The organism is Baekduia soli, from assembly GCF_007970665.1.
GTDB classification, from domain to species: domain Bacteria; phylum Actinomycetota; class Thermoleophilia; order Solirubrobacterales; family Solirubrobacteraceae; genus Baekduia; species Baekduia soli.
Genome location: NZ_CP042430.1, coordinates 4,592,313 through 4,614,275, shown reverse-complemented (window position 1 = coordinate 4,614,275; position 21,963 = coordinate 4,592,313). Strand labels below are relative to the sequence as shown.

At 74.3% G+C, this 21,963-nt stretch carries 25 protein-coding genes and 1 riboswitch; of the genes, 15 read left to right on the top strand and 10 right to left on the bottom strand.

All coding sequences use genetic code 11. The features are described from left to right. Positions 1 to 3: 3 nt before the first annotated feature. From FSW04_RS22360 to FSW04_RS22350, 3 genes are all read right to left on the bottom strand, one after another. Complete coding sequence (locus tag FSW04_RS22360) at positions 4 to 1,026, bottom strand: LLM class flavin-dependent oxidoreductase (RefSeq protein WP_146922407.1); 1,023 nt, start codon at positions 1,024 to 1,026, stop codon at positions 4 to 6. Positions 1,027 to 1,088: 62 nt separating this feature from the next. Further along, positions 1,089 to 1,415 (bottom strand): hypothetical protein, encoded by a 327-nt coding sequence (locus tag FSW04_RS22355; RefSeq protein WP_146922406.1) that lies wholly within the window; start codon positions 1,413 to 1,415, stop codon positions 1,089 to 1,091. After that, positions 1,412 to 2,614, bottom strand: coding sequence for a cell wall-binding repeat-containing protein (locus tag FSW04_RS22350; RefSeq protein WP_146922405.1), 1,203 nt, complete (start codon positions 2,612 to 2,614; stop codon positions 1,412 to 1,414). The genes FSW04_RS22355 and FSW04_RS22350 overlap by 4 nt, the downstream gene beginning before the upstream one ends. 171 nt (positions 2,615 to 2,785) lie before the next feature. Next, positions 2,786 to 2,933, top strand: a riboswitch (cyclic di-AMP (ydaO/yuaA leader). Between the two features lie 4 nt (positions 2,934 to 2,937). On the opposite strand from FSW04_RS22350, the gene FSW04_RS22345 reads away from it, so the two are divergent. From FSW04_RS22345 to pspAA, 3 genes are all read left to right on the top strand, one after another. Then, positions 2,938 to 3,552, top strand: a complete 615-nt coding sequence (locus FSW04_RS22345) for an NlpC/P60 family protein (protein WP_146922404.1) — start codon at positions 2,938 to 2,940, stop codon at positions 3,550 to 3,552. A gap of 199 nt (positions 3,553 to 3,751) precedes the next feature. Next, the gene (locus FSW04_RS22340; RefSeq protein ID WP_146922403.1) at positions 3,752 to 4,504 is read left to right on the top strand and encodes a PspA/IM30 family protein; all 753 of its coding nucleotides are present in this window, start codon (positions 3,752 to 3,754) and stop codon (positions 4,502 to 4,504) included. Further along, positions 4,501 to 4,785: a PspA-associated protein PspAA gene (pspAA, locus tag FSW04_RS22335; RefSeq protein WP_146922402.1), complete on the top strand. Its 285-nt coding sequence runs from the start codon at positions 4,501 to 4,503 to the stop codon at positions 4,783 to 4,785. Before FSW04_RS22340 ends, pspAA begins: the two co-directional genes overlap by 4 nt. Positions 4,786 to 4,803: 18 nt before the next feature. Here the strand turns inward: pspAA and FSW04_RS22330 are convergent, their stop codons facing one another. Continuing rightward, a complete protein-coding gene (locus FSW04_RS22330; RefSeq protein WP_146922401.1) occupies positions 4,804 to 5,607 on the bottom strand; it encodes a cobalamin-dependent protein in 804 nt (267 codons plus the stop codon). A 321-nt stretch (positions 5,608 to 5,928) separates the two neighbouring features. On the opposite strand from FSW04_RS22330, the gene FSW04_RS22325 reads away from it, so the two are divergent. From FSW04_RS22325 to FSW04_RS22315, 3 genes are read left to right on the top strand one after another with little or no spacing between them, the layout of a single operon-like run. Next, a complete protein-coding gene (locus FSW04_RS22325) occupies positions 5,929 to 6,252 on the top strand; it encodes an ATP-binding protein (protein ID WP_321167669.1) in 324 nt (107 codons plus the stop codon). Beyond that, positions 6,249 to 6,941: a cobalamin B12-binding domain-containing protein gene (locus FSW04_RS22320; protein ID WP_187369019.1), complete on the top strand. Its 693-nt coding sequence runs from the start codon at positions 6,249 to 6,251 to the stop codon at positions 6,939 to 6,941. Before FSW04_RS22325 ends, FSW04_RS22320 begins: the two co-directional genes overlap by 4 nt. Positions 6,942 to 6,953: 12 nt before the next feature. After that, the gene (locus FSW04_RS22315; RefSeq protein WP_146922398.1) at positions 6,954 to 8,612 is read left to right on the top strand and encodes a PP2C family protein-serine/threonine phosphatase; all 1,659 of its coding nucleotides are present in this window, start codon (positions 6,954 to 6,956) and stop codon (positions 8,610 to 8,612) included. Here the strand turns inward: FSW04_RS22315 and pspAB are convergent. After that, positions 8,609 to 9,181 (bottom strand): PspA-associated protein PspAB, encoded by a 573-nt coding sequence (pspAB, locus tag FSW04_RS22310; RefSeq protein ID WP_146922397.1) that lies wholly within the window; start codon positions 9,179 to 9,181, stop codon positions 8,609 to 8,611. The two genes, FSW04_RS22315 and pspAB, sit on opposite strands and share 4 nt — an antisense overlap. A gap of 9 nt (positions 9,182 to 9,190) precedes the next feature. Continuing rightward, positions 9,191 to 10,117 carry a zinc metalloprotease HtpX gene (gene htpX / locus FSW04_RS22305; protein WP_146922396.1) on the bottom strand — a complete coding sequence of 309 codons (927 nt, stop codon included), beginning with the start codon at positions 10,115 to 10,117 and terminating at the stop codon, positions 9,191 to 9,193. A gap of 119 nt (positions 10,118 to 10,236) precedes the next feature. On the opposite strand from htpX, the gene FSW04_RS22300 reads away from it, so the two are divergent. Further along, positions 10,237 to 11,448 (top strand): murein hydrolase activator EnvC family protein, encoded by a 1,212-nt coding sequence (locus FSW04_RS22300; protein ID WP_146922395.1) that lies wholly within the window; start codon positions 10,237 to 10,239, stop codon positions 11,446 to 11,448. Positions 11,449 to 11,627: 179 nt separating this feature from the next. Continuing rightward, positions 11,628 to 12,596 carry an IS481 family transposase gene (locus FSW04_RS22295; protein ID WP_146915057.1) on the top strand — a complete coding sequence of 323 codons (969 nt, stop codon included), beginning with the start codon at positions 11,628 to 11,630 and terminating at the stop codon, positions 12,594 to 12,596. On the opposite strand, the gene FSW04_RS22290 is transcribed toward FSW04_RS22295, so the two are convergent. Beyond that, entirely contained in the window at positions 12,593 to 13,315 is a 723-nt protein-coding gene (locus tag FSW04_RS22290; protein ID WP_146922394.1) for an alpha/beta hydrolase, read from the bottom strand. The genes FSW04_RS22295 and FSW04_RS22290 overlap by 4 nt on opposite strands. A gap of 23 nt (positions 13,316 to 13,338) precedes the next feature. Here FSW04_RS22290 and lysA point away from each other — a divergent pair, with 23 nt between their 5' ends. From lysA to thrB, 4 genes are all read left to right on the top strand, one after another. Beyond that, positions 13,339 to 14,601: a diaminopimelate decarboxylase gene (gene lysA / locus FSW04_RS22285; RefSeq protein WP_228430648.1), complete on the top strand. Its 1,263-nt coding sequence runs from the start codon at positions 13,339 to 13,341 to the stop codon at positions 14,599 to 14,601. A gap of 23 nt (positions 14,602 to 14,624) precedes the next feature. After that, positions 14,625 to 15,848: a homoserine dehydrogenase gene (locus FSW04_RS22280; protein ID WP_146922393.1), complete on the top strand. Its 1,224-nt coding sequence runs from the start codon at positions 14,625 to 14,627 to the stop codon at positions 15,846 to 15,848. Next, positions 15,848 to 16,861, top strand: a complete 1,014-nt coding sequence (thrC, locus tag FSW04_RS22275; protein ID WP_146922392.1) for a threonine synthase — start codon at positions 15,848 to 15,850, stop codon at positions 16,859 to 16,861. Before FSW04_RS22280 ends, thrC begins: the two co-directional genes overlap by 1 nt. 176 nt (positions 16,862 to 17,037) lie before the next feature. Then, positions 17,038 to 17,892 carry a homoserine kinase gene (gene thrB / locus FSW04_RS22270; protein WP_146922391.1) on the top strand — a complete coding sequence of 285 codons (855 nt, stop codon included), beginning with the start codon at positions 17,038 to 17,040 and terminating at the stop codon, positions 17,890 to 17,892. Between the two features lie 67 nt (positions 17,893 to 17,959). Here thrB and FSW04_RS22265 read toward each other — a convergent pair whose 3' ends face one another. The 3 genes from FSW04_RS22265 to FSW04_RS22255 all read right to left on the bottom strand — a co-directional run bounded on the left by FSW04_RS22265 (position 17,960) and on the right by FSW04_RS22255 (position 20,235). After that, positions 17,960 to 18,730 carry a L,D-transpeptidase gene (locus FSW04_RS22265; protein WP_146922390.1) on the bottom strand — a complete coding sequence of 257 codons (771 nt, stop codon included), beginning with the start codon at positions 18,728 to 18,730 and terminating at the stop codon, positions 17,960 to 17,962. Then, on the bottom strand, positions 18,727 to 19,545 hold the full coding sequence (locus tag FSW04_RS22260) for a ParA family protein (protein ID WP_146922389.1): 819 nt from the start codon (positions 19,543 to 19,545) through the stop codon (positions 18,727 to 18,729). Before FSW04_RS22260 ends, FSW04_RS22265 begins: the two co-directional genes overlap by 4 nt. Positions 19,546 to 19,650: 105 nt before the next feature. Continuing rightward, positions 19,651 to 20,235 carry an FHA domain-containing protein gene (locus FSW04_RS22255; RefSeq protein WP_228431339.1) on the bottom strand — a complete coding sequence of 195 codons (585 nt, stop codon included), beginning with the start codon at positions 20,233 to 20,235 and terminating at the stop codon, positions 19,651 to 19,653. 252 nt (positions 20,236 to 20,487) lie between these two features. Between FSW04_RS22255 and FSW04_RS22250 the strand changes: the two genes are divergently transcribed. The 3 genes from FSW04_RS22250 to FSW04_RS22240 are packed head-to-tail and all read left to right on the top strand — an operon-like array spanning position 20,488 to position 21,926. Then, entirely contained in the window at positions 20,488 to 20,757 is a 270-nt protein-coding gene (locus tag FSW04_RS22250) for a hypothetical protein (RefSeq protein WP_146922387.1), read from the top strand. A gap of 54 nt (positions 20,758 to 20,811) precedes the next feature. Next, the gene (locus FSW04_RS22245; protein ID WP_146922386.1) at positions 20,812 to 21,354 is read left to right on the top strand and encodes an SRPBCC family protein; all 543 of its coding nucleotides are present in this window, start codon (positions 20,812 to 20,814) and stop codon (positions 21,352 to 21,354) included. A 14-nt stretch (positions 21,355 to 21,368) separates the two neighbouring features. Further along, positions 21,369 to 21,926 carry a hypothetical protein gene (locus FSW04_RS22240; protein WP_146922385.1) on the top strand — a complete coding sequence of 186 codons (558 nt, stop codon included), beginning with the start codon at positions 21,369 to 21,371 and terminating at the stop codon, positions 21,924 to 21,926. Positions 21,927 to 21,963 lie beyond the last annotated feature (37 nt).

Here is a 21,963-nt window from a genome sequence, read left to right as displayed (position 1 = left end):
CCATCAGCGGGTCACCGTCGCGGCCGCCAGGGCCCGCACGACCGAGGGCCGGTCCTCGCCGCAGGGCACGCCGACGAGCGTCGTGACGCCCGCGCGCTCGTAGTCGGCCAGGCGCGCGTCCAGGCCCGACGGCGTCGTGGCGATCGTCGCGGCGTCCACGAGCGCGTCGCTCACCGCGGCCACCGCGCCGGCGCGGTCGCCCGCCAGGCCGCGCTCCTGCACGGCCCGCGCGGCGTCGCCGTGGCCCATGCGCTCGGCCAAATCGACGTAGAAGTTCTTGTCCTTGGCTCCCATCGACCCGAGGTAGAACGCCAGCCACGGGCGCACGGCGTCGCGCGCGGCGGCCAGGTCCTCGTCGACGGCGACGGGCACCACGGGGGCGATGTCGATGTCGCCGACCTCGCGTCCCGCCCGAAGCGCGCCCTCGCGCAGCGGGCCGAGCAGGACGTCGGGCTCGGCCGGGTCGAGCATGAACGGCAGCCAGCCGTCGGCGATCTCGCCCGCCAGGGCCACCGCGCGCGGCGCGATCGAGCCCAGGTAGATCGGCAGGGGGTCCTGGACCGGGCGGGTCAGCAGCTTGAGCGGCTTGGCCAGGCCCGTGCCCTCCGAGCCGTCCTCCATCGGCACGGTGAGCCGCTCCCGGGCGAGCGCCCGGCGCACGAGGTCGACGTACTCGCGCGTGCGCCGCAGGTTGTCGCGGAACGGCACCCCGTACCAGCCCTCGCTGACCTGCGGGCCCGACAGGCCGAGGCCGAGGCGGAAGCGGCCCTCGCTGAGCACGTCGAGCGACGCGGCGGCCATCGCGGTGGCCGTGGGCTTGCGGGCCGGGATCTGCATGAGCCCCGAGCCGAGGTCGATCCGCCGGGTGCGGCCGGCGAGCATGCCCAGGACCGAGACGGCGTCCTGGCCCCAGGCCTCGGCGACCCAGACGGAGTCCAGACCCAGGCGGTCGGCGAGCATGGCGAGCTCCACCTGCTCGGTGGGGCTGAACCACGGCCAGTAGGCGACGAAGACGCCGGCGCGCATCGGCCCCAGGGTAGAGCGCGGGGAGGTCGGTGGCCCGGGGGCCGGCCGGCGCCGGGCGTCGCTCAGGCGGCGGTGGTGTGCGGCTCGGGCGACTCGCCGCCGGGGCCGCCGGTGACGCGCGTGGCGTCGCTGACGGAGGGCATGGGGCGCATGCCCTCCTCGGCATGGTGGCCGCGGGTCTCGCCCGAGTAGCCCAGCGCGGTCAGGCGGGCCACCTCCTGCTCGCCCAGCGCGCGCGCCGGGTGCCCCTCGGGCAGCGGCGCGATGAGCCGCGCGATGCGGTTGCGCAGCTGGAGCGCGAAATGGGGCGTCGACGCGCCCATGAGCTGGCGCACGTCGTCGATGGTGACCTCGCGGTGGAGGCGGTCGGGATGCTCGGCCTGGCTCATGGGGAAGAGGGGGTGGTGCTGCGCTCGTTGACGGGGACGATCTCCATCAGGGCGTCGATCTGGGACTGCACGGCCACGGACATGGCCCCCTCGTCACCGACGATCCACGCGTGATTGTAGACCCCGCGCACGGGATCCCTCGTGTAGCCGGGCTGCACGTCGAGCAGGTAGCCGTTGAGCGCGGCGGGCAGCCGGTCGGCCTGATCGGTGACCAGCAGCGGCCCGTAGGTCCCGCTGGCCGACAGCGGCGCCGCGGCGGCCGCGTCGGCGGGCCGCTTGGCGTTGGCGAAGACGAAGCCGTGCCCCGGGTCCACGACGCCCCACCCGAACGCCCCGTCGACGAAGCGCGCGAAGGCGACCGAGTTCGAGACCGGGTCGTTGCCCGAGATCCGCGTCACCGAGCCCAGGGCGCGCAGGGCCCGCATCGCGTTCTCCGAGATGACGCTGGGCGGCCCGAGCACGTAGATCTTGGGCTGTTGGTGGGCGGCGATCGCGGTCCGGGTGTCCTCCGGGACGTCGTCCTTGTGCGTGAAGAGGATCGGGTCGCCGGCCTTGGCGGCCCACGCCGCCGCCGGCATCGCGTAGGCGGCGTCGTCGGCGCTGACGACCAGGACACGGTCGCTCGTCGTGCCGCGCGCGGCCGACTGGAAGGCGTCGACGGCGCGCGCGAGGGCGATCGGGTCGCTCGCGCGCAGGTCGGTCGTCTTCGTGGCCGCGGGCAGGGTGGGGACGTCGCCGACGCGGATGACCTGGGCGCCGCCGGCGGGCTTGCTGCCCGTCGGCTGCAGCCCGTCCAGGGCGTCCTGGGTCGCGGCGGGCAGCGTGGCGGTGCCCTGCGCGTAGAGCAGCGGCGCGCGGACGGGCGGACCCATGAGGACCGCGGCGGCGAGGCCGATGCGCCAGTCGCGGCCGTCGGCGAGGACGACGGCGTGCGGGCGGGTGATCCGCGAGGCGCCGGAGTAGACCGCGCGGGCCGCCGCGGCGGCGTCGGCCGTCGGGTCGGCCCCGCCGACGCGCGTCGTGTTCTTCGTCGCGAAGGCGGGGAACCCGAGGTCCTCGGCGGCCGTGCTCTCGGTGCCCTTGGCCCCGATCGCCGGCCCCGCGACCGTGGTGGTGGTGACCTTGCCGTCTCCGCGTCCGCAGCCGGCCGCCACGACGGCGACGACGAGCAGCGCCGCTGCCAGTGCCCGGGCACGCATGGCTCGCAGCCTAGGGGACGCCCCGGCGACGCCGCGCCGCTGCAGGCGCGCCTCCACCGTTTGTCCGTCTGCTGACCCTTCAGCTCCGGCGGGGCAGGTGTGACGCCGAAGACGTGGGTGCAACCCGCATTGCGGGACGTCGATGTGCATCTTTCGTCCCGTTCGTGTAGGTTGCCGACCACGCCGAACCACTGATGAGGAGTCAGTGGGCGGGGGACCCAGGTTGTTTGGGGCGAATTTCACGGTGCATCCGTGTGAAGCGCAGGCTCTTTCCGCGCTAGCCCGTCAGCTAACCCCGCAGGCCGACGAAAGAGGAATCGACCTTGCGGGCCTACGCCCTCGTGCTGACGATCGCCGTATCCCTGTGCGCTGCTCCCGCGGCGTTCGCACAGGCGACCGGTGGCGTCGACGGCAGCATCCCCACCCCTGCAGCACCGGCCGTCCCGGCCCCCGTCGTCAACGGGGGCGTCGCCTACGGCGTGCCGAACCCGGCGACCACCCAGGTCGTCGACCTGCCGGCGGCCACCATCCTGCCCAACGGGTACGCCGCCGCGCCGGCCGCCGCCCCGCAGGAGGTCAAGGACGCCCTCGCCGCGGCCAACACGATCATCGGCAAGCCGTACGTGTACGGCGGCGGCCACAACGCCAAGTTCTCCGGCAAGGGCTACGACTGCTCCGGCACCGTCTCCTACGCGCTGCACGGCGGCGGCCTGCTGACCTCGCCCCTGGACTCCGGCTCGTTCATGAAGTGGGGCCTCAAGGGCCCTGGCGCGTGGATCACGGTCTACACGAACCCGGGCCACGCCTTCGCCGTCATCGCCGGGCTGCGCCTGGACACGAGCGCCGCCGGCGACCCGTCGGGCGGCAAGGGCCCCCGCTGGCGCCCGGTGCTCCGCAGCACCCGGGGCTTCGCCGCCCGCCATCCGGACGGCTTCTAGCCCGCGCCGGGGCCGCCGGGGCCTGGACATCGGAGCGGTGGCGGCCGACATGATCGGCCGCCAGGTGGACCGACGCCGACGACGCCGCCCTGCGGGGTGACGACGGCGGGGCGGGCCGGCGCGCGGGATCGCCGAACGCCGGGTCCGGGCGGGGTAGGCTTGGGGGCAAGACCCCAACTGCGATCTGTACGGAGGCCCGATGCCGGGTGTGAGTGGCCGTTTCTCGACGGTCGTCAAGGCGAAGATCTCGAAGCTGCTCGACCGCGCCGAGGATCCGGCGGAGACCCTCGACTACAGCTACCAGAAGCAGCTCGAGTCGCTGCAGAACGTCAAGAAGGGCATCGCGGACGTCGTCACCGCGAAGAAGCGCCTGCAGATGCAGTCGTCCAAGCTCGAGCAGTCCGTCGTCAAGCTCGACACGCAGGCGCGCCAGGCGCTGGCCCAGGGCAACGAGGAGCTGGCCCGCGTCGCGCTGGAGCGCAAGAACGTGGCCCAGTCCGAGCTGCAGTCGCTGGACTCGCAGGTCGCCGAGCTCGAGGCCCAGCAGCAGAAGCTGGTCGACTCGCAGCAGAAGCTGACCACGAAGATCGAGACCTTCCGCACCAAGAAGGAGGTCATCAAGGCGCAGTACTCGGCCGCCGAGGCCCAGGTGCGCATCTCCGAGGCCGCGACCGGCGTGGGCGAGGAGATGGCCGACGTCGGCCTGGCCATGCAGCGCGCGGTCGACAAGACCGAGCAGATGAAGGCCCGCGCCGACGCCGTGGGCGAGCTCGAGGCCTCCGGCGCGTTCGACGACCTGACGCAGCTCGGCTCCGGCGAGGACGACATCGACCGCCAGCTCAAGGAGCTCTCCAGCACGGCGACCGTCGACGACGAGCTGGCCAAGATGAAGGCCGAGCTCGGCTCCGGCACCCCGCCGGACGCCAAGCAGATCGAGGGCGGGCAGGCGTGATCGTCCGGATCTCCGGCGAGGGCCAGTTCGAGCTCGACGAGGCTCGGCACCCGCGCCTCGACGAGCTCGACAACGCCGCGGTGGCCGCCGTCGAGCGCGGTGACGAGGCCGCCTTCCACGAGCACTTCGAGGCGCTCCTGGCCCTCGTGCGCACGGAGGGAAGGCTCCTCGGCGACGAGGACCTGTGCGCCTCCGACGTCATCCTGCCGCCGGGCGACCTCAGCTTCGAGGAGGCCGGCGCGGACTTCACGGGCGAGGGACTGGTCCCCGACCGCCTGTAGCCCTCCGGGGCCGGCCGCTCAGACGACGGGCAGCCGGCCCAGCAGCCCTGCGGCGCGCACCGCGTCCAGGGACGGCCCGTCGGCCCGCGCGCTGACCGTGGGCGCCCAGGGGAGCTCGGCGTTCCACGTCGCCAGGGCCTCGAGCCCCGGCTCGTCGGTGACCAGCAGCTCGCGCAGGTCGATGACGATGCGTGGATACAGCGCGCGGCGGCTCTCGACGACCTCGCGCAGCCGCAGCGCCGAGGCCGCGTCGAGGACACCGCCCGGGACGACGGTCAACCCGCCGGCCTCGCGTGCGAGCCGCACGCCCCAGCGGACGGCGCCGCCCCCGCCGTCGGCGGCGGGGACGCGGCGGTCCAGCAGGCCCGGGAGCGCACCGGCGTCCTCGAGGAGGTGGTCGGTGGCCAGTGCGACGGGGTCTCGGCCCGCGGCGAAGGTGACGCCGACGACGAGCGGCGGGCGCCCGAGCCCGCGCAGCGCCGAGCACGCGGCCCGGGCGGCGAGGGCCTGCGCGGCGTCGGCGGCGGGCACGGCGACGACCTCGGCGGCGGTGGCGGTCACGGCCTCCACGACGGCGGCCGGGTCCTCGCACAGGTCGATGAGCTCGACGGTCCAGCCGTCGGCGTCCAGGACGTCGGCCAGCATCCGGGCGTCGAGCGCGCCGGACGGGTCGGCGGGGGCCAGCACAGCCGCGCAGCGGCCGAGGCCCCCCTCGGAGGCCGGCAGCGCGACCGCGACGTCGGCGAGCGCCGCCCGGACGGCGGAGGACGCCACGGCGTCGGGCGCATCCTGGGGGCCGTGGGACGCGACGACGGGCCGCACGAGCGCCGCGTAGACCTCGTGGGCGGGACGGCCTGAGGCCAGGGCCGACGCGACGGAGCGTCGCAGGGCGACCGGGTCTGGTCGGTGTGTCTGCGCCCGGACACGGGGGTCCGGGGGAGGCCCGGACTGTCGGATGCCGACGATCCGCAGATGGTATTGAACCGTCCCTGTGCCAGGGTCCTCCTGGCGCGGGGCCGCTGATCGCGGGCATGCTCTTCGGGCCGCCGGGTACCGTTTCCGGAGGCTGCGCCGCTGACGATCATGGTCCGTGCTCTCGACATCCCACGCGATCCGCGCGCCCCGGCGCAGGCCCGCCATCTCGTGGACGCGCTTGTCCCGCACGTCCCCGAGCCCGTCGCCCACCAGGCGCGCCTGCTGCTCTCCGAGCTGGTGACCAACGCCGTGCGCCACGGCCGCGGCCCGGCCGTGCGCGTGCTCCTGGACGCCTCGGCCGGCGACGGCACGCTGCGCTGCGAGATCGTCGACGAGGGCGACGGCTTCGTGCCGACCGCCCGCACCCGGCCGGCGACAGAGCCGGGCGGATGGGGCCTGCACCTCGTCGAGGCCCTGTCTCGGCGCTGGGGCGTGCGGGAGGGCAGCACGCACGTCTGGTTCGAGCTCGGCGACCCGGACGAGGCGCGGTGAGCGTCCCGCGGGCCGAGCAGGCCGCCGGCGATGCGCTCGGCCCGGTCCTCGACGCCTACCTCGCGGCGATCCTGGCACCGGACGGCCCGCGCGCGTGGGCCACGATCCGGGACGCCCTGGCCGCCGGCGCCGACCCCCGCGCGCTCTACCTCGACGTGCTCGCCCCGGCCATGGTCGAGGTCGGGCGGCTGTGGGAGACGGCCCGCATCGGCGTCGCCCAGGAGCACCTGGCCACGCAGATCACCCAGACCGTCCTGGCCCGGCTGGCGCCCGAGCTCGAGGAGGACCCCACCGCCCTGCCCGGCCGGACCGCGGTCGTCGCCGGGACCCCGGGGGAGCTGCACGCCATCGGCGCGCGGATGGTCGCCGACTTCCTGGAGGCCGCGGGCTGGGAGGTCCTCTTCGTCGGCCCGGACGCCCCGGGCGCCGACATCGTCGACCTCGCCGCCCGCCGGCGCCCCGACGTCGTCGCCCTGTCGACCGCGCTGGCGGCCAACGTGCTGGCCGCCGGGCGCGTGTTCGCCGCGCTGCGCCGGCTGCAGCCGCCGCCGCTGATCGCGGCCGGCGGCCGCGCCTACGACGGCGATCGCGCGCGGGCGCTCGTGGCCGGCGCCGACATCTACGCCGCCGATCCGTCGCTCCTGCTGGCCGAGCTCGCCCTGGCCCTCGACGGACCGTCCGCGCCGTAGGACCCGCCCGTCGTGCTCCACGCCGACGAACAGCAGGCGCTCGCCGACCTGCTCCGGACCAGCCGCACGCTGTATGCGGCGCGGGTGGGCGCCTCCGGCGCGATCGAGGACGCCAACGACGCCCTGCGCCTCGCGGCGGGCCGTGACCTGATCGGCGAGCCGGCCACGGTCCTGGCCGCCGAGCCCCAGCGCCCCGCGCTGGCGGCGCACCTCGCGGCCGCCGGCCCGGCCTGGAGCACGCTGACCGTGGGCTGCTGGTTCGGCGGTCCCGGCGCCGCGGAGGACCGCGCGGTGCACGTGCGCCGCGACGGCGATGCCGTCGTGCTCGTGGCCGAGCCCGACAGCGTCCAGCGTGACGAGCTCATCGAGCAGGTCCTGCGCCTCAACGACGACCTCATCGACAGCCAGCGCGCGCTGGGCCGCCGCCAGCGCGAGGTCGACCGCGCGCAGGCCGGCGCGCTGGAGGCCGAGCGCCGGCTGCGCCGCCTGGAGGCCGTCGTCCTGGCCGGCTTCACGAGCCAGAGCCTCGACATCGCGCTGGACCGGCTGCTCGTCCTGGCGCGCGACGCGCTGGGCGCGCAGCGGGCGGCGGTGCTGCTCGTGGACGAGCCGCGGCGAACGCTCCGGGTCCGGGCGGCGCTCGACATGGACATCCTCGGGGAGGTCACCCCCTTCGGGACCGGGGTGTCGGGGTCGATCGCCGCCGCCGGGCGCGGCATGGTCTTCGACGACATCGCGGCGGCCGAGGGCCTGGCCGCCGAGCACCGCCGCTTCCGCGGGTCGCTGGCCGGCGTGCCGCTGCGCCTGGAGGGCGAGGTCATCGGTGTGCTGCACGTCAGCACGACGGAGGTCGGCCACTTCGGCCCGCAGGACCTGCGCCTGCTCGAGGCCGTCGGGGCGCGGGCCGCGCTGGCCATCGGCCACGCGCAGCTGCGCGAGCGCGAGCAGCGGATCGCGGAGACGCTGCAGCGCAGCCTGCTGCCCCAGGCCCTGCCGCAGGCGCCGGGCCTGTCGCTGTGCGCCCGCTACCTGCCGCGGGGCGCCGAGGGCGGCCAGGTCGGCGGCGACTTCTACGACGCCGTCGCGCTGCCCGGCGGCCGCCTGGGCCTGGCGATCGGGGACATGGCCGGCAAGGGCCTGGCGGCCGCGGCGGCGATGGGCCAGGTCCGCGCCGCGCTGCACGCCTACGCGCTGGAGGACGGTGCGCCGGGCAGCGTCCTGGACCGCCTGGACCGCTTCGTGACCGCCATGGACGCCATGGCGACCGCGACGCTGGTCATCGTCGATGGCGAGGGGGCCCTGGCCATCGCCAGCGCAGGCCATCCGCCCGCCGTGCTGGCCGACGCGGCCGGCGCGCACCTCCTGTACGGCGAGGTCGCCCCGCCGCTGGGTACGGGCGTCTCGGGACGCGGCGAGCAGCACGCCCGGCTGCCCGAGGACGGGCGCCTGCTGCTGTACACCGACGGGCTGATCGAGCGCCGCGGCGAGGGGATCGACACGGGGCTGGAGGCGCTGCGCTCCGTGGTGTCCTCCGCGCCGCCGGGCCTGGACGCGCTGTGCGACCGCGTGCTGGCGGCGCTGGCGCCCGACCCGGGCTGGCCCGACGACGTCGCGCTGCTGGCCGTGCGGCGCAGCGGGCGAACCGGGCCTCCGGGGCCGGCGTTCGCCTAGATGGGGATGCCCCAGAGGGGGAACCAGCGCTCGAGCTCGGGCTCGACGGGCAGCTCGGAGCCGACCTGGGCCTTGACCTGGAGCTCACGCTCGTTGTCGCGCTGCTGCGCGCCGGCCGCGGGCACGAACGGGTACCACGTGCCGCGCTTGTAGTTGTAGATGAAGTACACGGCGCGACCGTCGGACTGCTCGAACGCGAAGACCGCGCAGAGCACGCGGTCGGCGTAGCCGCCCACCGCGAGCGCGTCGGAGACCGCGTTGACGCCGACCGCGAGGTCCTCGACGTCGGAGTCGTGCAGCACCATCCAGCGGTAGCCGTAGGTGTCGTCGGTCGTCGTCAGCGTCGTCCCGGTCTCCTCGCCGGTGCCGCGCACGACCTCCTCCATGTCGGTGGCGATCTGGCGGAAGTCGCCCGTGGCCAGGGGCTGGAAGACGATGGCCGCCGACCCGCGGGTCACGATGGCCGGCCCGGCCTCCAGCGCGACCGCCGCGGTGGTGATCGCAAAGAGCCGGTCGGGCGCCGGCCCCTTCAGCTTGCGCTTGCCCAGCAGCGCGTCGAGGAAGCCCATCGGGTGGACCTAGGCCAGCGCCGCGCGCGGGGCCAGGGTGCCCTGCAGCTGGGCCTCCAGCCGGGACAGGGCCTCGATGCGCTTCTCCATCGGCGGGTGCGTCGAGAACAGGTTGTAGAGCGAGCCCTTGACGTGCACGGGCACGATGTAGAACGCGTTCATCTCGGCGTGCGCGCGCAGGTCGTTCTGCGGGATGCGCTCGTTGACGCCGCTGATCTTGATGAGCGCGGAGGCCAGCGCGCTCGGGCGACCGGTGATGACCGCCGCGCCGCGGTCGGCGGCGAACTCGCGGTAGCGCGACAGGGCCTGCATGAGGAAGAAGCTGACGACCCAGACGATCGCCGAGATCAGGATGATGGCCATCATGCTCGGGCCGTCCTCGTCGTCGTCGGAGTACCCGCCGCCGCCGTAGCCGCCGCCGAACAGGAAGCCGAACTGCACGATCGTCGACGCGATGGAGGCGAAGAAGCCCGCCAGCGTCATGATCATCACGTCGCGGTTGACGATGTGGGTGATCTCGTGGGCCAGGACCCCCTCGAGCTCGGCCGGCGAGAGCAGGTCCACGATGCCCGTCGTCGCGCACACGGTCGCGTGCTTGGGGCTGCGGCCCATGGCGAACGCGTTGGGGATCGGCGAGGACACCATCGCCACGCGCGGCTTGGGGATGTCGGCCTGGACGCAGAGGCGCTCGATCATCGCGTGCAGCTCGGGGGCCTCCTGCGGGGAGACCTCGTTGGCGCCCATGGTGCGCAGCGCCAGCTTGTCGGAGGCGAAGAACTGGAAGCCCAGCAGCAGCGCGACGCCGATCACGGCGACGGTGGCGCTCGTGCTCGCGAACAGCACGCCGAGGAACACGACGTAGACGAGGCCGAGCAGGAGCATCGTCACGAGCATCCGCACCTGGAGGCCGGTGTCGCGACCGAACGAGGTCTTCATGGCGAGGATGGTAGTCGGGCTCCTTGAGCCCACGATTAAGAGCGGCCCGGCCCCGGACCGCCGCTGCGCAGGGGATCGTGCAGCGCGGACCGGGCGGATTTCCTACCATCCGGCGTCGCATGCGCCTGCGCCTCGCGCTGGGCGGCATCGTCCTACCGGTGGTCCTCTGCGCCGTGCTGTGGCTCGTCCTGCCGCTCGGCTCACAGGCCGACTCGCCGCAGGGCAAGGCCGCCTCCATCCAGAAGAAGATCGACGTCACCCGCAGCAGGATCGGCCGCCGCAAGGGCACCGAGCACGTCCTGACGTCCGACATCACGGCCTGGTCGAAGCGCATCGCGCGCCTCCAGGGGTCGATCTCGACGCTGCAGTCGCGCGAGGCCCGCATCCAGTCCGATCTCGACGCCCGGCGTGCGGAGCTGGCGAGCACCCAGTCACGGCTGCGCTCCGAGCGCGCCCGGCTGGCGCGCCTGCGCGTCCGCCTCGCCCAGGGCCGCGTCGTCCTGGCCCGGCGCCTGCGCCAGCTCTACGAGGCCGACCGACCCGACCTGGTCACCGTCGTCCTGAACTCCAAGGGCTTCGCCGACCTCCTCGAGCGAGGCCAGTTCCTCAGCGCGATCCAGCGCCAGGACGCCCAGATCCTCACGCTCGTCAAGAGCGCCAAGGCCGACGCGACGGCCACCGCGGCGCGCCTGGACACCCTCGAGGGCCGCCAGCAGCAGCTGACCCGGATCGTCCTGCAGCGCCGCGACCAGGTCGCTCAGGTCAAGCAGCAGCTCATCGACACGCGCGTCGGCTACCAGCAGACCCGCGCCGGCAAGCAGGCCGCCCTGACGAAGGTCCGCGGCGAGCGCAAGGCGCTCGAGGACCACCTCAGCGAGCTGCAGAAGGAGTCTGCCCGGGTCCAGGCCGAGCTGGCCCCCGGCGCCCCCGGGCTGCCCGCCGGGCCCATCAAGGGCGGCAGCGGCCGCTTCATCTGGCCCGTCAACGGGCCGATCACCGCGCCGTTCTGCGAGTCGCGCCCGTGGGAGGCCTGCCACCCGGGCATGGACATCGGCGTGCCGACGGGCACCCCGATCCGCGCCGCCGACGGCGGACGGGTGGCCATCGCGGGCTGGGTCGGCGGCTACGGCAACTACACGTGCATCCAGCACAGCGCGTCGCTCTCGACGTGCTACGGCCACCAGTCGGTGCTCAAGGTCTCCGTCGGCCAGCAGGTCAGCCAGGGCCAGGTCATCGGCCTCTCGGGCTCCACCGGGCACTCCACGGGCCCGCACCTGCACTTCGAGGTGCGCGTCAACGGCGCGGTCACCAACCCGCTGAACTACCTCTGAGGGCAACGGCCCAGGGGGTCCGCTTGCCGGCAGGGGTGTCGGCCCGGTGGGCCGGACCCGCTAGCTGACGTGCCTCGGGACGTTCCGAACGTCTGAGGGCTGAAGTTGAGGCATCCGGGCTGAGACAGAGGCTGTGGGTCTTCTCAAGGATCCAACGGCCTCGGAGGTCATCAGCCCGGATGCAGTGCAAGCGTAGGTGGCTGCCCAGCTGGCAGCGTGTCGAGCTGGTTGATTGGTGTCTTGGCGAGGGACTTCCTCGACGCCAGGCAGCGGCCCGTCGGCGGGTGAGCGTGTCGACGGTGCAGTACTGGATCGACCGGTACCGCAACGCCTCAGACGCCGAGCGAGCGTCGGGCGCGTGGGCGCAGGATCGACCCTCGACGCCGCATCGCCAGCCGACGCGGTCCAGCGACGAGCTGCACGACCGTGTCTGCCAGGCGCGGACGCGGACGGGCTGGGGGCCGCGCCTGATCGCCTCCGAGCTCGGCATCGCGCACGCGACGGTCTCGCGCTGTCTGAAGCGGCGCGGCATGTCGCGCCAGCCGCCGGCGCCCCGAGAGGCGGTGCAGCGCTTTGAGTGGCCGTGCCCTGGGGCGTTGATCCAAAACGACGTCAAGCGTTTCGCGCGGTTCTCCTCACCCGGCCATGCCGTCACCGGCAACCGTCACCGCACGGGCGCCGAGAAGCGCCAGCGTGTCGGCTACGAGTTCGCCCACAGCGCGATCGACGACCACAGCCGCCTGGCCTACACCGAGCTGCACCGCGACGAGAAGGCCGCCACCGTCATCGGCTTCACCGAGCGGGCGATCGCGTTCTTCGCTGCGCACGGCATCATCATCGAGCGCTGGCAGACCGACAACGCCTGGACCTACACCCACAACAAGGCGCTGGCCGCCCTGTTTGACAGCCACGGCATCCGGCATCGCACGATCGCGCCCCGCACGCCGCGCCACAACGGCAAGGTCGAGCGCTACCAGCAGACCCTCAAACGCGAATGGGGCCTGGGACAGCGCTACCGCTCAAGCGACGCCAGAGCCGCAGCGCTGCCACACTGGCTGCACCACTACAACAACGAGCGGAACCACAGCTCGCTCGGCAACCGGCCGCCCATCACCCGCGTTCGGAACGACCTGAGGCAGAACAGCTAGCCCGCGCCGGGCCGGGCACTCAGGTGGCCGGCCAGGAAGCGCGCGGCCTCGCCCTGCAGCTCGGGGTCGTGCTGGATCGAGCGGTGGTGGCCGCCGGGGACGACCACCAGGCGCGAGGCCGGCACGGCCGCGTGCAGCGCGCGCGAGAGCTCGACCGGCACCGCCTCGTCGCCCTCGGCGTGCAGGAGCAGCAGCGGGACATCCAGCGCGCGGGCCGCGTCGGTCTCGTTGTGGGCCTCCAGCAGCGCGGTGAGGCCCTCGCGGTCGACCCCGAACGCGAAGCGCCCGGCGCGCAGCCCGACGGCCAGGCCCAGCGCCGGCGCGGGGCAGATCGCCACGACGGCGCCCGCCCGCGCCGCCCCGGCCGCGACGAGCGCGAGGTAGGCGCCCATGGACGAGCCGCGCAGCCCGACGGCCTGCACCCCCGCGCGCTCGCGCAGCGTGTCGGCCATGCGCGCGACGTCGTCGATCGCGCGGCCGTCCAGCGTGCCGCCGCTGGCGCCGTGGCCCCGCGCGTCGAAGACGAGCGCGGCCAGGCCGTGCGCGGCGCAGACGCGGGCGAAGTCGGCGTGGTTCTCCTTCGTGCTGTCGGCGCCGTGCAGGACCACGACGCCGGCGGCCGGCGGTGCGTCCCCGGCGCCGGCGGGGGCGAACCGGGCCCAGGCCAGGCCGTCGGTGGTGCCGGTCTCGACCGGTGGCTCAGCTCGGACGGTGCGCATGGCGTGGCATCATCCCGCGGCCGATGGCCCTCACGCAGACCTCCGTCTCCCATGTCTGGCCGCTGGGCACCACGCTCGGCGCCGACGGCGTCCTGCAGCTCGGCGGCTGCGACGCGCTGGCGCTGGCGCGCGAGTTCGGCACGCCGTCCTACATCGTCGTCGAGGACGACCTGCGCATGCGCGCCCGGCGTTTCCTCGCCGCCTTCGCGCAGCGCACGGACGACTTCGAGGTGCACTTCGCGTCGAAGTCCTTCCCGTGCACCGCGGTCCTGCGGGTCTTCGCGCAGGAGGGTCTGGCCTGCGACGTGGCCTCCGGCGGCGAGCTGCACCTGGCGCTGAAGGCGGGCTTCGACCCCGCCCGGATCCACCTGCACGGCAACGCGAAGACCGACGCCGAGCTGCAGTACGCGCTCGACGCGGGCGTGGGCGACATCGTCGTCGACAACCTCGACGAGCTCGAGGTCCTCGAGCGCATGATCGGGCCGGGCCGCCGCCAGCGGATCCTGCTGCGCGTCGCGCCGGGCGTGAGCCCCGACACGCATCCCAAGATCTCCACGGGCGGCCCGAACACGAAGTTCGGCCTCAACCCCGAGGACGCGGCGATCGCGGTGGCGCGCGCGCAGGCCTCCGACCGCTTCGACCTCGACGGCGTGCACATGCACATCGGCTCCCAGATCCTGGACCTCGAGCCGTTCCGCGCCGCGCTGGAGGTGCTCGCCGGCCTGGGCGAGTTCCGCACGTACAACCTCGGCGGCGGCCTCGGCGTGGCCTACACGCACGAGCAGTCGGCGCCCGACATCGAGGACTACGTCGCCCGCAAGGTCGCGCTCGTGGAGGAGCTCCTGGGCCCGGGCCGGCGGATCGCCGACGAGCCGGGGCGCGCGCTCGTCGCGCAGTCGACCGTCACGCTGTACACGGTGCAGACCGTCAAGCACAACGTCTCGACGTGGGTCGGCGTCGACGGCGGCATGTCCGACAACCTGCGGCCCATGCTCTACGACGCCCGCTACGAGGCGCAGGTCGTCGGGCGCCCGCCGGGCTCGCCGCAGGCCTCCGCGCACACGATCGTGCACCTCGCGGGCAAGCACTGCGAGTCCTCCGACGTGCTCATCCACGACGCCGACCTCCCCGACCCGCGGCGCGGGGACGTCATCGCGGTGCCGGTCACGGGGCCTATGGGTACGCCATGGCCAACACCTACAACGGCCAGCCGCGTCCGCCCGTCATCTTCGTCGGCGACGGCGAGGCCCGGGCCGTCGTGCGCCGCGAGACCTACGCCGACCTGACCGCCAGGGATCTCGAGGACTAGGTGACCCAGCAGACCTTCCGCATCGGCCTCCTCGGCCGCGGCACCGTGGGCGGCGCGTTCGCCGACCTGCTCGAGCAGCGCGCCGGGCACGTCGCGGCCGTCACCGGCCTGCGCCCCCGGATCACGGGCGTGCTGCGCCGCAGCGAGGGCGACTTCGACCAGATCCTGGCCGACAGCGACCTCGTCGTCGAGCTCATCGGCGGGCTGGACCCCGCGCGCGACTACGTCCAGCGCGCGATGGCGGCGGGCAAGCACGTCGTGACCGCCAACAAGCAGCTGCTGGCCGAGCACGGCGAGGAGCTGTGGGCCACCGCGCGCGAGCACGGCGTGCAGCTGCGCTTCGAGGCCGCCGTCGGCGGCGTCGTGCCGGTCGTCCGCGTGCTGCAGGAGTCGCTGGCCGGCGCGCACGTCGAGCGCCTGCACGGGATCGTCAACGGCACGACGAACTTCATCCTCACGCGGATGGCCGACACCGGCGCCTCCTACGCCGACGCGCTGGCCGAGGCCCAGCGCCTGGGCTACGCCGAGGCCGACCCGACCGACGACGTGACCGGCAAGGACGCGGCGGCCAAGATGGCGATCCTCGCGCGGCTGGCGTTCGACACGCCGGTGTCGCTGGCCCAGGTCCGCTACGAGGGCATCGAGCACCTGACCGCCGACGACCTCGAGTACGCCCGCGAGCTCGGGCTGGGGCTCAAGCTCATCGGCACGGCCGAGCGCGTCGACGGCGGCCTCAGCGTGCGCGTGCACCCGGCGTTCCTCTACGGCGCGCACCCGCTGGCGTCGGTCAACGGCCCGTTCAACGCGGTGACGATCGAGTCCGAGGCCATCACGGAGATCACGCTCAGCGGGCCCGGCGCAGGCGGCCCGCAGACCGCCAGCGCGGTGCTCGGCGACGTCGTCAGCGCGATGATCCCGCCCGCCTCGACGCATGAGCCCTCCGAGCGCCTCGAGCTCGTCGACGACGTCGTCAGCGCGTTCTACCTGCACGTCGACGTGGCCGACCAGCCCGGCGTGCTCGCCCAGCTGGCCCAGGTCCTGGGGCTGCAGAACATCAGCGTGAAGTCCTTCGTCCAGAAGGGCCTGGGGGAGAACGCGCGGCTCGTCATGGTCCTGCACCCCGTCCTGGAGTCCCAGCTCTCGGGCGCGGTGGACCTCATCACGGGGCTGGAGTTCGTACGGGGCCGGCCGCGGGCGATCCGCGTGATCGACGAGGCATTCTGATGCCGGGCCTCATCGACCGCTACCGCGATCGCCTGCCGTTCGCGCCGGGCGACCCGGTCGTCTCGCTGCAGGAGGGCTCGACGCCGCTGGTGCCGGCGCCGACGCTGGGCGACCGCGTCGGCGCCGAGGTCTACCTGAAGATCGAGGGCGCGAACCCGACCGGCTCGTTCAAGGACCGCGGGATGACCTGCGCGGTCTCCGACGCGCTGCGGGGCGGCGCGGAGGCCGTCCTGTGCGCCTCGACGGGCAACACGGCCGCGTCGCTGGCCGCCTACGCGGCGCGCGCGGGCCTGCGTGGCGCGGTCATCGTGCCCGAGGGCAAGATCGCCACGGGCAAGCTGGCCCAGGCGCTCATGCACGGCGCCCGCGTCATCGCCCTGCGGGGCAACTTCGACGTCGCGCTGCGGCTCGTGCGCGAGGTGTGCGAGCGCCAGCCCATCGCGCTGGTCAACAGCGTCAACCCGTTCCGCATCGAGGGCCAGAAGACCGCGTCGTTCGAGATCCACGAGGAGATCGGGTCGATCGACGCGCTGTGCATCCCCGTCGGCAACGCGGGCAACGTGACGGCCTACTGGAAGGGCTTCCAGGAGGTCGGCGAGGCGCCCCGCATCCTGGGCTTCCAGGCGGCCGGCGCCGCCCCGCTCGTGGATGGCCGGCCCGTCGAGCACCCCGAGACCGTCGCCAGCGCGATCCGCATCGGCAACCCGGCGCGCTGGGAGGAGGCGATGGCGGCGATGACCGGCTCGCGCGGCTCCGTGCGGGCCGTCAGCGATGAGGAGATCCTCGACGCCTACCGGTTCCTGGCCTCGCGCGAGGGCGTGTTCTGCGAGCCGGCCAGCGCCGCGGGGGTGGCGGGGCTGTTGAAGTACGGCGCCCCGGAGGGCGTGGCCCGCATCGTGTGCGTGCTGACCGGCCACGGCCTGAAGGACCCCCAGACGGCGCTGATGCAGGCGGGCTCGGTCGTGCCCTGCGAGCCCGAGCTCGATGCCGTCGAGCACGCCGTCCTGGGCTGACGCTCGCGGTCGTCCGCGGGTCGCCGCGGGCAGCGGCACCACCGGCCACGCCGGCGCCGCCACGGCGAGGCGCGCGGGCCGGAGCGATCGGTGGCGAGCGTCCCGCAGCGCTGCCGACCAACGGCGCCGGGCCAGCACGACGACGGCGCGCCCCGGGCACTAGGGTCCGCCGCTGCATGCACCGCCGCCGCCTCGTCCGCGTGCCCGCCTCCTCGGCGAACCTCGGCCCCGGGTTCGACTGCTTCGCCGCGGCGCTCGCGCTGCACACCGAGATCGAGGTCGTCGAGACCGGCCGCTTCGGGGTCGTCACCGACCTGGCGATCGCCCGCGACCGCCGCAACCTGGCCGTCCGGGGCTTCGCGCGCCTGCACCCGCCCGACGGCTTCGAGTTCCGCATCCGCTCCGAGATCCCGCTGTCCGGCGGCCTGGGGACGAGCGCCGCGGCCTACGTGGCCGGCCTGCTGGCGGCCGACAGCATGTTCGAGCTGGGCGCCGACGTCCTGGCGCTGGCCACCGAGCTCGAGGGCCATCCCGACAACGTGGGCGCCGCGCTGCACGGCGGGTTCGTGGTGTGTGCGCAGGACGCCGCGACGCGCCTGGAGGCGCCGGCCGGGCTGGAGGCCGTGCTCGTCGTGCCGCACGAGCACGTGCGCACGCGCGAGGCGCGGGCCGCGCTGCCCCGGCAGGTCCCGATGGCCGACGCGGTCGCCAACGTCGCGCACGCGTCGCTGCTCGTCCTCGGCCTGGCACGGGGCGACCTGGACCTCGTCTCCCGCGCGCTGGTCGACCGCCTGCACCAGCCCTACCGCGCGCACCTGTACCCGCGCTCGATGGACGTCGTGCAGCGCGCGCGGTCCTTCGGCGCGCTGGGGGCGACGATCTCGGGCGCGGGGCCGAGCGTGCTCGTGTGGTGCGGCTACGAGCAGACGGGCGCCGTGCTGGAGGCGCTGCGCCGCGAGGCGGGCGACTGGGCCGACGTGCTGCGCGCGCCGTTCGAGGCCCACGGCGCGGACGTGACGGCGCTGGGGTGACGGAGCGCGGGTTCGGCCTCCTGGGCCGACACCCGCCGAGCGACCGGCCCCCTGGACCGGTGTTCCCCTAGGCGTGGATCGTCACGGGCGTGCCGAGGCGCACGCGGCGCATGAGCTCGTGGAGAGTCTTGTTCGTCGCCCGCACGCAGCCGTGGCTGACGCGCTTGCCGATGGCCCACACCCCGGTCGTCGCGTGGATCGCCACGCGGTCGCCGCCGCCCCAGCCCTGCGCGATCTTGGGCTGGTGGGCGGTGAGGGCGAGGATGCAGCAGCCGTAGTCGGTCCCCGGCGGCACGCGGAGGCGGTCGGTGATCGCGAACCTGCCGATCGGCGTGGGGGTGGCCGCCGTCCCGATGGCCACCTTGTAGGTGTTGGTCGGCTTGCCGCGGTGAAACAGCGTGAGCGTGCGCCGCGACAGGTCGATGACGATGGAGTGCGGCTGGGTGAAGATCGCCCCGGAGGAGGCCGGGATCCAGCCCACCGCGTGGTGGCTGACCGACGTGCGCACACGGATCCAGCCCGCGCGGCGGCCGGCGACGTCCAGGATCGTCGGCGACTTGAACTCGGTCTTCGTCGGGATGGTGGCCACGACCTTGCCGCCCGGCGTGCGGCGCAGCTGCGTGCGGCGCTGCACGTGGAAGGCCAGCGGGCCCTGCAGCGTCGCCGGCGTCTTGACGACCGGCGTCTCGTCCTGGCCCGGGCCGGTGGTCTGCGCCGGCGCAGCCGCCGGCGTGGTGGCCGTCGTGGCCCGGGGTCCGGTGTCGGCGCCGCAGCCGGCCACCGCGAGGGCGAGCGCGGCGGCGGCGAGCGCCGCGAGGGCGGGCGGGCGCTGGCTCACCGCTGGGCCGTCCCCTCACGCGCGGCGGCGAGCATCGGCGCCAGCCGGCGGCGCGCGGCGGTCTGGCCCAGGCGCCGCAGGAGCTCGTCGGCCAGGGCGAGGTAGTCGGCCCCCAGGTCGGGACGGTGCTCGATGATGGAGACCGCGCGCTCGGCGGACTCGGCGTAGGCGATGGACTGGCGGATGACCGGGTCCAGGAGCTTGTCGCCGATGTGCGCCTTCAGCGAGGCCTGCGCCTCGCGCGAGTGGACCGTGCGCATGTCGGCGATCGTGAAGACGACGCCGAGCCAGTCCAGGTCGGGGTTCAGGCCGTCGCGGGCCAGCTCGATGACCTCGAGGGCCTGCTCGACGCCCTGCAGCGCGAAGTACTGCGCCTCGGCGCTGAGCAGCGCGTGGTCGGCGGCCACGAGCGCGTTGACGGTCAGCAGGCCGAGGTTGGGCGGGCAGTCGAGGAAGATGACGTCGAAGTCGCCGGCCAGCGGCTTGAGCGCCTTGCGCAGCGTGAGCTCGCGGCCCATCTTGCCCGCCAGGGCGACCTCGGCCTCGGCCAGGCTCAGGTTCGACGGGATCACGCTGACGCCGTCGGGCGACGGGTGGATCGCCGCCTTGGCCTTGGCCTCGCCGGTGAGGACCTCGCGGATCGTCGGCGACGCCTCGGGGTCGACGTCGAGGTAGTCCGACAGGTTGCCCTGCGGGTCGAGGTCGATGGCCAGGACCGTCAGCCCGGCCCGGCGGAACACGTCGGCCAGGTGGCGCACCGCCGTCGTCTTGCCGGTGCCGCCCTTCTGCGAGAGGACCGCGACTGTCTCAGCCATTGGGCGCTGAGGATAGGCAAGCAGGCGGCGCCAGGACGCCTTCGGAGCGGCCCCGCCTCCCCGGCGGGCGACCGGTCGGGGCCGCCCGCCCTGGGATCTCCCTGCTCAGCCCGCGGTCTGCAGCCCGGGCGGCGACGCCGGCGCGGCGCCGGTGCCCTCGGGCGTCAGGACGAGGTAGTGCAGGCGGTAGCGACCGACGACGATCTCGTCGCCGTCGCGCAGCGCGCGCCACTCCACGCGCTCGCCGTTGACGAACACGCCGTTGAGGCTGCGATCGTCCAGGACCCGGACGCCGTCGGGCTGGCGCACGATGAGCGCGTGCCGGCGCGAGACGGTCGGGTCGTCGAAGCGGACGTCGGCGGCGAGGCTGCGCCCGACGCGCGTCCACTCCTTCTCGAGGGCGACGACGCACACGCGCCCGGCGTCCTCGTAGGCCAGGTACTGCCCGGGCTCCGTGATGCCCGAGCGGGCGGCGGTGATGAGCTCCGCGCGCTCCTGGGCGCTCGGCGCCTCCGTGCCGCGGCGCTCGAAGCGGCCGCCGCCGAACAGCGACGCCCGGACGAAGTGCGACCCGCCGCAGCCCGCGCACGCCGGCAGCTCCTCCGTGGCGGCGAGCGTCACGACGTACCCACACTGCTCGCATCGGAACGAACCCGTTCCGGCCAGGGTGCCCGAAGTCAAGGACTCCATCATCGACCACTTCCCGTTCTGGAGGCTGGCGACCCGCTCCCCACGACCTTATCGGTCGGAACGCCGCCGGAAAACCCCGAGTAACAATCCTTTGACCTGCGGCGGCACGCCGTCCACGGGCCCTGACGGAAGGTCCCCGCCGCCCGTCCCCGGCAAACGTTCCCGGACAATCGTCGTGCCGGGTCTGGGTATCACGACGGAGCGTGCGGACGCGTGGCAGGAGCGCCCGGTGCGGCGCCGAACCCCCCAGACATGGCCCGAGCACTGCCGACCCTGGACGAGCCCGACCTCGAGATCGCGCTGTTGCGCAAGTCGGTCGGCTCGCTGACCGCCGGACGGCTCTCGTGCCGGGACTGCGGTCGCACGCCGCTGGTCGGCGAGCGCATGTACCGCTTCAAGCGCCACGGCTCGGTCTGCGCGCTGTGCCGCCCGCTGCGCGACGCCGAGCCCGACGCCGTCGAGCTCGTGCGCCACTTCGAGCGGGGCCACACCGTGCGGCGCATCGTCCCCAGCGCGGCCTGACCCCGGGGACGGGACGCGCGGTCCCGGCCTGGTCGCGGGTAGACTTCCCGGGCCGTGGATCCCGTCACCGTCGAAACGACCATCGCGCGGCCCCGTGAGGAGGTGTTCGAGTACCTCGCCGACGTGGCCAACCACGCGGAGTTCTGCGACCACTACCTCGTGGACTGGCACCTGACGCGCGAGGACTCCTACGGCCTCGGCGCCGGAACGCGCTTCCGCGTCAAGGCGCCCGGCCAGCGCTTCGCCTGGGGCGACGCGACCATCACCGAGTTCGAGCCGCCGCGGCTCATCGTCGAGCGCGGCCGGACCGGCAAGTACAACCGCGTCCTGACGCGCGGCGTCTACGAGCTCGACGAGGCCTCCGGAGGGTCGACCCGCGTGCGCTTCACGCTGGAGACCAAGCCGAAGATGCCCTCGGACAAGCTCATGGAGGTGCTCGGCGGCCGCGGGTGGACCAAGCGCCGCAACGCCAAGGCGCTGCGGCGCCTGCGCAGCATCCTCGAGGAGGGCCTCGACCGGGGCCACCGCGTCACCGTGGCCGGGGGCGCGCGCAAGCCGGCCTCGGCCTACAGGTTCACCTCCGACCTCAATCGCTAGAGTCTCGCGCCGCCATGCCGCTTCGACGCCTCGCCACCACCGCCGTCGCCCTGATCGCCGCCGCCACGCTCGCGGCCTGCGGCAGCGACGGCCCCGTCTCGCACGCCGACACCGAGGGCGTGTACGTCACGACCGGCGACCTGGCCTACCAGGTGCAGATCTCGCGCCAGCTCAACGCGAGCGACTTCGAGGACCGCGACTTCCTCAAGGGCCTGCCCGCGGGCGCCGCGACGCTGCCGACCGGCCAGGAGTGGTTCGGCGTGTTCATCCGCGTCTTCAACCGCACCAACAGCCCCCACCCGGCGGCCTCGCAGTTCGTGATCCGCGATACGACGGGCCAGGAGTTCCAGCCCGTCCCGCTCGGCGACGTCAACGTGGAGGCCTACCGGCCGCTCGTCCTCAAGGGCGGCGACCAGCTCCCGCTGCCCGGCTCGGTGGCGCGCGAGAACGGCACGCAGGGCGGCCTCGTCCTGTTCCGCATCCCCAGCGCGGCCTACGCCAACCGCCCGCTCGAGCTGACGATCACGCCGCCCGACGGCGGTCGCGAGGCGACGGTCGACCTGGACGTCTAGGCGAGCGCTCGCCCGGCGGCTCGGGTTGCCGTCGCGC

Coding starts and splice junctions, on each gene's coding strand:
- FSW04_RS22360 (WP_146922407.1), bottom strand. CDS start 1,026: ATGCGCGCCGGCGTCTTCGTCGCCTACTGGCCGTGGTTCAGCCCCACC.
- FSW04_RS22355 (WP_146922406.1), bottom strand. CDS start 1,415: ATGAGCCAGGCCGAGCATCCCGACCGCCTCCACCGCGAGGTCACCATC.
- FSW04_RS22350 (WP_146922405.1), bottom strand. CDS start 2,614: ATGCGTGCCCGGGCACTGGCAGCGGCGCTGCTCGTCGTCGCCGTCGTG.
- FSW04_RS22340 (WP_146922403.1), top strand. CDS start 3,752: ATGCCGGGTGTGAGTGGCCGTTTCTCGACGGTCGTCAAGGCGAAGATC.
- pspAB (WP_146922397.1), bottom strand. CDS start 9,181: ATGGGCTTCCTCGACGCGCTGCTGGGCAAGCGCAAGCTGAAGGGGCCG.
- htpX (WP_146922396.1), bottom strand. CDS start 10,117: ATGAAGACCTCGTTCGGTCGCGACACCGGCCTCCAGGTGCGGATGCTC.
- FSW04_RS22300 (WP_146922395.1), top strand. CDS start 10,237: ATGCGCCTGCGCCTCGCGCTGGGCGGCATCGTCCTACCGGTGGTCCTC.
- FSW04_RS22295 (WP_146915057.1), top strand. CDS start 11,628: ATGCAGTGCAAGCGTAGGTGGCTGCCCAGCTGGCAGCGTGTCGAGCTG.
- FSW04_RS22290 (WP_146922394.1), bottom strand. CDS start 13,315: ATGCGCACCGTCCGAGCTGAGCCACCGGTCGAGACCGGCACCACCGAC.
- lysA (WP_228430648.1), top strand. CDS start 13,339: ATGGCCCTCACGCAGACCTCCGTCTCCCATGTCTGGCCGCTGGGCACC.
- thrC (WP_146922392.1), top strand. CDS start 15,848: ATGCCGGGCCTCATCGACCGCTACCGCGATCGCCTGCCGTTCGCGCCG.
- thrB (WP_146922391.1), top strand. CDS start 17,038: ATGCACCGCCGCCGCCTCGTCCGCGTGCCCGCCTCCTCGGCGAACCTC.
- FSW04_RS22260 (WP_146922389.1), bottom strand. CDS start 19,545: ATGGCTGAGACAGTCGCGGTCCTCTCGCAGAAGGGCGGCACCGGCAAG.
- FSW04_RS22255 (WP_228431339.1), bottom strand. CDS start 20,235: ATGGAGTCCTTGACTTCGGGCACCCTGGCCGGAACGGGTTCGTTCCGA.
- FSW04_RS22250 (WP_146922387.1), top strand. CDS start 20,488: ATGGCCCGAGCACTGCCGACCCTGGACGAGCCCGACCTCGAGATCGCG.
- FSW04_RS22240 (WP_146922385.1), top strand. CDS start 21,369: ATGCCGCTTCGACGCCTCGCCACCACCGCCGTCGCCCTGATCGCCGCC.